The organism is Mesobaculum littorinae, from assembly GCF_004011175.1.
Lineage (GTDB): Bacteria > Pseudomonadota > Alphaproteobacteria > Rhodobacterales > Rhodobacteraceae > Tranquillimonas > Tranquillimonas littorinae.
Window position 1 is genome coordinate 1 of record NZ_RQXX01000015.1, and the last position, 7,852, is coordinate 7,852.

A 7,852-nucleotide genomic window follows, 5' to 3' on the forward strand; every position below is an offset into this window, starting at 1 on the left:
AAATCAATGGGGCCAGAGCCTAGCAAACAGGGCACATACAGTAAGCTTTGCTGATCCGTCATCGCCGTTTCGGTGATACGGTGCTAGGTGTGCATCTGAATAGATCGGCCGTATTCGGCAATAGAGGGCGCATGACCAGCATCAAGGGTTTCGAACGCGTTGCTTCTGCTTTTGACCCAATTGAGGTAAGCCTTATGGTCGCCCTTCTGGAGGGAGCTGGCTATGTGGTTCTCACGCCTGGTTTGGCGCTTCATCAGACGATCCCGCAGAACAGCTTCGCTTTCGGCCCAGTTCCGATACTTGTGCCTGTGGGCGATGCGAGCAACGCTCGGGCACTGTTGCAGGCGACCCAGACCGAGGCAACAAACGGTCCTGATGCCTGCTCAGAAGCGCCGGAAACGAAAAAATCAGCACCGCTCGAAAACCGGAGCGTGTGGCGCAAGGTGCTAGACATTCTCATTTTCGCTATTGCTGGTGTATCGCACCCGCGCGACCGGGTGACTATTGATCAAGATCCTGACGATATGGCTACCCCCGCCGATTTGGGTGTCCAAAGATCCGATCCGACGGCGGATGAATGAAAGTCCAGTGGTGGGAAAAGAGGGCTCGTCCTCGACCTTCCCTGCGCCGCAAGCGAGGTGCCTGATCGCGCCTGGGGTGCCGTCGCTCCCGGCCCAGAGCCGTCATTCGCCAGACTGGTCACCGCTGCAGCTCAGCTTCCCTAAACCGACCATTCGTAATTCGGGCAGCATTGTCCAACCGATCAATGTCCGCAGTGCGGACGAAGCGGACCATCACTTCTGGGTTTTGCTTCCGACTGCCGAGGGCACTCACACTCATGCAGGGCCCTGGAACACCGCTTCGACGTTGTTTCCGGAGGGGTCGATGACGAAGGCGGCATAGTAGGCTTCATGATACTTCGGGCGCACGCCCGGTGCGCCATTGTCCATTCCACCAGCGGCCAGGGCGGCGGCGTGAAAGGCATCCACCTCTTCGCGATTCCCGGCGCAGAAAGCCATGTGAACCGGCGTGGGCTCTGGTCCCCGCACTGCGCCAATGAAGAGATCGACTCCGTGGCGCCCGAAGCCCGCAACACCACCCTCGGCGCGCTCGACATAGAACTTCGTGTCTATTCCCAAGGGCGCAAGGGCGGCTTCGTAGAACCGCTGTGTCTCTTCCAGACGGGTCGTTCTGAGGCTGACATGATCGAAGATGCTCATTCGTGCGACCTTTCATTGAATGGTTTGGTTGCCTGCAGGCGGGCGTCAGAGGGTTGGAAGCATTCCCCCGTCAAGGCGAAGGTTCGAGCCGGTGATATAAGAGGCTCGTGGACTGGCTAGGAAGGCAACGGCATCCGCGATCTCTCCCAACGTACCAACCCGCCCGATCGGGACGCTCGCGAAAAGTGGAAGGACTTCTGCTTCCACTTCCTCCCACTGCGCATCCGGCGCGACACCCCTTTGCAGCGCGACCTCGCGGAACTTGCGTTCGAGCTTCTCGCTGCGGATCGTGCCCGGCGAAACCGTGTTCACCGTCACCCCCTCGGCCGCAACAGCCTTGGCCATGGAGGCGGACATTGCCAGCATCGCGGCCTTGGCGGCCGAATAGTCGGGGTTGCCTGCGGGGGGCATCAGTGCGGCGAGGCTGGAGATGTTGATGATCCGTCCCCACCCGGCATGGCGCATCCGCGGCGCGACCGCCTTCGCCATGCGCATGGCCGCCAGCACGTTGGCATCATAGGTCGATGCCCACGCTCCAGCTTCTGTCGTGCTCCAGTCCGAGTTGCCACCCGAGCCGCCCGCGTTGTTGACGAGGATGTCGACATCTCCGACAGTGCGAACCTCGGCCAATAACGCATCGATCGCCGTTTCGTCTGTCAGGTCCCCTGTCACCACATGCGCCATCCCGCCTTCCTGCCCGATTTGCCTTGCCACGGCAGCGGCGTGGTCCCGGTCGCGCCCGTGAACCATCACCACCGCGCCTTCGCGCGCCAGCCCGCGTGCAATTCCTGCGCCGATGCCCTTGCTGCTTCCGGTCACCAGGGCGATCTTGCCGTCGAGATGTAGATTCATGGTCGGGCTCCTTTTATGGTGAAGCCGTGATGTAGGAGCGACAATATGGACCCCGCAAGAACGCACAAAAAGGTGCCTGTGGCTGAGCTCAACCGGAGTGCATGCCTCGGACCGGACGGCGCGGTGGCTCAGGTCACCCGGTGCCTGAAGATGATCAGCGGGCGATGGAAACTGCCTATCCTGTTCCGACTTTATGCCGACGGGATGCAGCGCAGCTCCCTGCTTCTGCGTGACATCCCCGACATTTCGCAGAAGATGCTGACCCAACATCTACGCGAGCTTGAGGCTGACGGGCTGATCCGGAGGACGGATTTCGGTGAAAAGCCCCCTCGGGTGGAGTACCGCCTGACTGACCGCGGTGAAGGACTGATGCCGGTACTGCTTAGTGCGCGCCAGTTCTCGGAGGATTACGATCAATTGGCTTGATCGCGCCCAGGGATCGCTCGCGAAGATCGAAGTTTTTCGGGATCTACATGGAACAGCACTGCTTTGCGTGGGGGCACCTGACGATGTCCGCATCGAGATCGACCAGGACACGCGGCGCCGCGGTTGGGCCGGACACCTGGCAGGCAGCAGCGGCCGTCGCTGCCGGCCCACGGCCGTCATTCGCCAGATTGGCCAACGCTGCAGCTCAGCTTCCCTAAACCGGCCATTCGTACTTCGGGCAGCATTGTCCAACCCTTCAATGTCCGCAGTTCGGACGAAGCGGGCATCTGCTGCTCTACGCGCGAAGGTCCGTTTTCGTTGATAGCTACTTTATCGCACGAGCCACGCGAACGCTTGTCGAAGAGTTTCGGCCCTACCTGCCGGAAGCGCAGGACCATGCGCGAAGACTAATCGCTTCGCATCCCATGCAAGGATGCGCTGCACGGTCTGCCGTGTCGCGATCCGGTCCGTTGTCGCGAGGCGGAATTTGCGCGGTACCGATGGCTCGCGCGCGCTCATAAGGTCCAGCCGGGCGACCACCGCGCGCCACCCGCCCCGTGGGATGTGCTGCACCCAATCCGTCACAATCGCGGTAGCAGAAGCCCTATGGAAGAACACGACCTCCGTGGTGATCCGGTTGCCGAGCACGACTACCTGATCGAGCGCGCCGCTCCACTCAGTATCAGTCATATCGTCCAGCCGGGCATGGATCGCGGTTCCTGACGCAGTCTCGGTCAGACCGGGAGCAGCATGGACCCGCGCCTGCGGGTAAGACCTGGCCCATTCGGCCAGGCAGGTGTGATGAAGGCTGTTGGGAGCGACCAGATGTCGGACGGAACCGAGCGCATCGACGGCGGCGCGCACGTCTTGCGTCAAGGCCACAGGCGACCAGACCCATAACCCACCCTCGACCGGTAGCCGCACCACGACCATGCGCGTAGGAAATTGGAAGCCCCCGGCTCCCGTCACGGAAGGACCGTCGCAGAGCCAGAGGTCGGGGCCTAACGGTTGCAGCATGTTGGAAGACTTCGACCCCTTAGGCCGAGGACGATCTGCTTCTCTGCCGCAGCTCACTCGGGGTCGCGCCGAAGTGGCGCTGCACCGCAGCTGAGAAGCTAGAGGGGCGAATGTAGCCGACAGCATAGGCGATCTGGATGAGCGGATCATCGCGTTCGGTGAGCAGCAAAAGTGCCCGTTGCATGCGCAGATCGCGAATATAGTCGTAGACTGACTGGCCCAAGATCTGACGAAAGCCTGTGCACAGCGTGCTGCGGCTCACTCCTGCTTCAGCTGCCAGTTCTTCCAGCGAAGGCGGGGATATGAAATTCTGCTCCAGAAAGCGCCGCGCCTTCAACACTCCTCTCGCCATGGACTTGGTGAACCGGGTCGATTGCAGGCAATCGCTTTTGTCGAAGGCCTCAAGAGCATGGCAGAAGATTTCGATCGTTTTCGACTTCAGAAACAGACAACGCCGATGCCCCTCAAGCGGACAGGTTTGGACATCCCCCAGACATCGTAGCAGTTCCGCGCTCAGAGGCAGCGCCCAACCGTTTGTAGAGTGCGCGCCGCCTTCAAGGACATCCTGCAGCAGGGCGGGCAAGTCATGAACCTTGTCCGCATAAAGCGCTCTAAGCGCATCGAAGTGCATGACGATGTAGATATACCGCATAGACCCCACCAGAGTGACTTCTGCCGGTGGTGCACCAGCCGGTTCAATGATCAGAACCGCGCTCGGTGCCTCGAAGCTTAGCGGGGTGCCGCCGTTCGGCAAGTATTCGCCGTCTCCGCTGCTTGCCAGGTAGATGTGCAAGCTGTCGGGAGAACGAAAATGAGCGGATCGAGGCTCGGGATAAGTCATCTCGGCAAACCGAATGAAGAACCCATCGCCGAGACGGCAAACTTCGTATCGGCCTGCTTCAGGGGCGTTCCTCACTTCCGCGCGATAATGACTATTGCTCACCGGCAGAACGGCATCGCCCATTTGCCGGCAGTATTCCGCCATGTCTGCCGCGTAGCTATCCACACCATATGGAACAGACACTTGTGCGTCGCTGTACGCCACAGGGGGGAAACGCCGCGTTGGACCTCCTTTGGGTCGATTCTTTTCAGTAGATGACGGTGTCATACCCAAGAGTGAGGGAGGCTCACCCCGATCGTCAACACTGCCGATGCTGGCTTTCCTGGCGGCGCTCGAAAGCACTCCGGCGGCAGAAGACAGCTGAGGTCCTCGGGATCGCCTATCAAGTGTGCATGACCTCCCCTGCTCTCGGCAGTGGGAGCGACACGTCTGTCGAGCACGGTCGCCGGCCTGTCGGTTCGGCATCTTGTTCGCTGTACCGCGTTATTTGAATATGGAAGGGTCATCATGATCAAGATCATCGATCGCGGGGCCGCCTTGTCGCTGGGCGGAAGCGTACTGGCAGCAGCGGCTGCGGCATCGGTCCGGCCCACTGCCGCTACCGATAGTGAACCGGTCAGCGCCGGCAGTTTCGGAACAGGCGGCACGAGGGGGCTTGTTGAGGCCGCGCCTTCCTTCGCCGAGCTTTTTCCGCTGACCCGATACTTCGAAGTCGATTCAGAGATTGCCGGCGCCCGCTATTCGGCTTCCGTCACCGTTCCCATGCAGTATGAAGCCGACGAAACGCAACGTTATCCGGTCGTCTATCAGATCGATGGAAACCTATACTTCGCGGCCACGGCGCCGTTTCACATGCCGGGACAGTTCGACGTCATGTCGCCGCTACGTCCCTTCATCATGGTCTCCATCGGCTATTCGCGAGAGGAGAGCCACGCTTGGGATTGGCTCCGCGTGCGCGACTTGGTCCCGCCCGGAGAAGTGGTTCCGGACCTGTTTCATCAAACACTGGACGGCAATGTCGCAGTCGGCCTTGTTTCTGAGGACGACGCCCAGCGCTATCGCACACTCCTCGCCAACCCGGCAGCGGACAAGTTCCTCGGTTTCCTGGAGCAGGAACTTCATCCGCTTCTCACGGCAAACTATCGCATCGACGAAAGTGATATCGGCATCTGGGGTTTCTCCTACGGGGGCCTCTTTACATCCTACGTCATGCTCGAGGGGTCTGATCTGTTCAAGCGTGTCTGCGCCGGCAGCCCGGGGATCATGGGGGAGAGCCAGATCTTCAAATTGTACGATGATGCTTTCGCTTCCGGGCGGGATTTCTCGGGCCGGCAACTCCATGTCACGATCGGAGCGCGCGAAGCGGCCGATCCGGGCGTCTATCAATGGCTCACGGCGCGGGGGACGGGCGAGCTGCTCGCGCAGACCTCTCTCCAACCTTTGCCCGGATTGCAGGTGTCCAGCGAGATCATTCCATTAGAAACGCACCTGACCGGCGGGGTCCCAGCGTGGTTCAGCTTCCTGCGTGCCTGTTACGGGCGATCCTAGGTCGCCCGAAGCAGCTGTATCAGGATGGCAGTTTTCGCGCGTAATTCCGCCAAACCCAATCTGCTGCCCACCCACTGCAGACCTCGGGTCTTCGCGCAGCGATCAACTGAATGGGCTCGAACCGGTCATGCGGCGGTAAATCGAGCTGGCCGCCGAGGTGGGTTTGGCTGCCCGTCAGAGACGGCCCTGAGCTGCCGTTCGCCGGTCGGTCCATCGCTGCAGCGCGGCTTCACCGAATCAGACGTTCGCGCACCCCGCAGCATTTTCACCTCCCGATGACGGCTGTGCGGGACGAAGCTACCGTACCTCAGGTGAGGCTGGACAGATCGAGTAGTGGTTTCTGACCACCTGGCTTTTCGACTTCCGATAGGGCCTCCCGCCACTCTTGGGCCGGGAAAACCCTTGGAGGTGGCGGCGGGGCATCTGCCAGCAGCGGCCAGATCTGGGCGAATGCAGCGTTCATGCCTTGGCCCGCGAGGACCGAGAAGTGATCGCGCATGTGAAACCGGTGGTATCGCGCTCTGATCTCTGCTCCGATCCTGACCGGCTTGCCCGTCAAAAGACCGTAGGCGACAAAATCCGTCTCCCTGCGCATCCGTTCCAGCACGCATCTTGCGATGTCGCCACCAAGGGCATCGAAGGCGACGTCGGCCGAGACGGAGGCGTTCGAAATGGCGTCTAGATCGGATGCTGCGATCGGTTCGATACCTACCCGGTGCAACCGATTCTTTCGGCACTCTGAACGATAGATCCCCATGACGCGCTTGGCTCCATGGCGGATGGCCCAGCGTCCCAAATGTTCCGAACAGCTCGATCCCGCACCATTAAGCAGGACCACCTTGTCACGGACGGGCCAGAGCCGAAGCATCGTGGCGGCGGCCAGAGGATTGATATATGCCCGCGCCGCAACCAGGTCTGGGACCGTGTCGGGCACCTCCACTGCATGATGGGCAGGGCAATCGACATAGGTCTGCCACGTGCCTTCGCCCCGCAGGGGCAGGACGCGCCGACCGACCATTTGAGATAGACCGTCCGGAGCTTCGACCACACGCCCGACGCCTTCGTATCCCGCCACGCCCGGCAGCGATATCCGATGCGCATAGGCTCCTGTGATCGGTATGAGATCGGATGGGTTGACCGGCACATGTGAAACTTTCACGCGAAATGAACCGGGGTCGCGTGGCGGAAGTTCACGAACGAGCATTTCAAGGGACGACTGCGGCGAACCGAAGGTCCTGTAGATGAGTGAGCTTCGCATGAGCTGCTGGGGATCTGTCTGAGGCATGTCTTGCCCTAGCCTATCACATGACTTCCGGCAAAAGGGCTCAAAGCAGTCATGCGGCAACGCAGCGGGGCGTGCACCAGGCCGGCAGCAGCGGCCGTCGCTCACGGCCCTTTGCTGCCGTTCGTCGGGATCACCCACGCCGCCGCGCGGCTTCCTCATACCGGACCTTCATGGCAACGCGCACCATAGTCCTGGGCCCCAATGTCCGCATCGCGGACGAAGCGGTCGTTCCCGATACAAGGCGTTGTGTCCGCTTCCGACCCTTCTAAATCATCCGCCTCGGTGCCGTGTGTTCTCTGAAATTTCCTCAAGCAAGGCGATGATCTGAGCGAGACCAACCAAAAGAACGCCGAAGAGCAAACCGCCGAAGCCGACTCCGAGGGCGGCAGGATTGCCGGCGATGAAGCTGAGAGGGATCGCGAAAACCGTCAACGCGATCAAGACGATGCCTACTATCTTGCGCACCACACGGGACATTATCTTATCACCAAACCTTTCTCGATCGCCGATATCCCAGGTGAACGTCGAATACGCTATGGGGCACGCGTCTCGTGACATTCTACGACAGCATTTCTCTTTAGATAAGCATCCCAGAAGCGGACCAATAGCTTTCCAACAATTGCAAACCTCGGATCGTCGCCTAGGCTCTGGCCCCATTGATTT

Annotated in this window: 9 protein-coding genes; 3 read left to right on the forward strand and 6 right to left on the reverse strand. The window is 60.6% G+C overall.

The window, feature by feature from the left end; genetic code table 11:
• The first annotated feature begins 131 nt into the window (after positions 1-131).
• Positions 132-581: a hypothetical protein gene (locus tag EKE94_RS18365; protein WP_127908090.1), complete on the forward strand. Its 450-nt coding sequence runs from the start codon at positions 132-134 to the stop codon at positions 579-581.
• Positions 582-836: 255 nt separating this feature from the next.
• Here the strand turns inward: EKE94_RS18365 and EKE94_RS18370 are convergent, their stop codons facing one another.
• A complete protein-coding gene (locus EKE94_RS18370) occupies positions 837-1,220 on the reverse strand; it encodes a VOC family protein (protein ID WP_127908091.1) in 384 nt (127 codons plus the stop codon).
• Between the two features lie 45 nt (positions 1,221-1,265).
• The gene (locus EKE94_RS18375) at positions 1,266-2,072 is read right to left on the reverse strand and encodes an SDR family NAD(P)-dependent oxidoreductase (RefSeq protein ID WP_127908092.1); all 807 of its coding nucleotides are present in this window, start codon (positions 2,070-2,072) and stop codon (positions 1,266-1,268) included.
• Between the two features lie 78 nt (positions 2,073-2,150).
• Between EKE94_RS18375 and EKE94_RS18380 the strand changes: the two genes are divergently transcribed.
• A complete protein-coding gene (locus EKE94_RS18380; protein WP_235856106.1) occupies positions 2,151-2,498 on the forward strand; it encodes a winged helix-turn-helix transcriptional regulator in 348 nt (115 codons plus the stop codon).
• Between the two features lie 330 nt (positions 2,499-2,828).
• Here the strand turns inward: EKE94_RS18380 and EKE94_RS18385 are convergent, their stop codons facing one another.
• Together EKE94_RS18385 and EKE94_RS18390 are read right to left on the reverse strand one after the other, a co-directional pair.
• Positions 2,829-3,641: a DUF4336 domain-containing protein gene (locus tag EKE94_RS18385; RefSeq protein WP_328590516.1), complete on the reverse strand. Its 813-nt coding sequence runs from the start codon at positions 3,639-3,641 to the stop codon at positions 2,829-2,831.
• A complete protein-coding gene (locus EKE94_RS18390; protein WP_206615125.1) occupies positions 3,535-4,560 on the reverse strand; it encodes a helix-turn-helix transcriptional regulator in 1,026 nt (341 codons plus the stop codon). Before EKE94_RS18390 ends, EKE94_RS18385 begins: the two co-directional genes overlap by 107 nt.
• A 303-nt stretch (positions 4,561-4,863) precedes the next feature.
• Between EKE94_RS18390 and EKE94_RS18395 the strand changes: the two genes are divergently transcribed.
• On the forward strand, positions 4,864-5,904 hold the full coding sequence (locus EKE94_RS18395; RefSeq protein ID WP_127908095.1) for an alpha/beta hydrolase: 1,041 nt from the start codon (positions 4,864-4,866) through the stop codon (positions 5,902-5,904).
• A 307-nt stretch (positions 5,905-6,211) separates the two neighbouring features.
• On the opposite strand, the gene EKE94_RS18400 is transcribed toward EKE94_RS18395, so the two are convergent.
• Together EKE94_RS18400 and EKE94_RS18405 are read right to left on the reverse strand one after the other, a co-directional pair.
• On the reverse strand, positions 6,212-7,189 hold the full coding sequence (locus EKE94_RS18400) for an alcohol dehydrogenase catalytic domain-containing protein (RefSeq protein ID WP_235856107.1): 978 nt from the start codon (positions 7,187-7,189) through the stop codon (positions 6,212-6,214).
• Between the two features lie 270 nt (positions 7,190-7,459).
• The gene (locus tag EKE94_RS18405; RefSeq protein ID WP_127908096.1) at positions 7,460-7,747 is read right to left on the reverse strand and encodes a hypothetical protein; all 288 of its coding nucleotides are present in this window, start codon (positions 7,745-7,747) and stop codon (positions 7,460-7,462) included.
• Between the last annotated feature and the right edge of the window lie 105 nt (positions 7,748-7,852).

What these genes read in the sequence shown, in the direction of transcription:
- EKE94_RS18370 (WP_127908091.1), bottom strand. Translation starts at nt 1,220, where the DNA reads ATGAGCATCTTCGATCATGTCAGCCTCAGAACGACCCGTCTGGAAGAG.
- EKE94_RS18365 (WP_127908090.1), top strand. Translation starts at nt 132, where the DNA reads ATGACCAGCATCAAGGGTTTCGAACGCGTTGCTTCTGCTTTTGACCCA.
- EKE94_RS18375 (WP_127908092.1), bottom strand. Translation starts at nt 2,072, where the DNA reads ATGAATCTACATCTCGACGGCAAGATCGCCCTGGTGACCGGAAGCAGC.
- EKE94_RS18385 (WP_328590516.1), bottom strand. Translation starts at nt 3,641, where the DNA reads ATGCTGTCGGCTACATTCGCCCCTCTAGCTTCTCAGCTGCGGTGCAGC.
- EKE94_RS18405 (WP_127908096.1), bottom strand. Translation starts at nt 7,747, where the DNA reads ATGTCACGAGACGCGTGCCCCATAGCGTATTCGACGTTCACCTGGGAT.
- EKE94_RS18400 (WP_235856107.1), bottom strand. Translation starts at nt 7,189, where the DNA reads ATGCCTCAGACAGATCCCCAGCAGCTCATGCGAAGCTCACTCATCTAC.
- EKE94_RS18395 (WP_127908095.1), top strand. Translation starts at nt 4,864, where the DNA reads ATGATCAAGATCATCGATCGCGGGGCCGCCTTGTCGCTGGGCGGAAGC.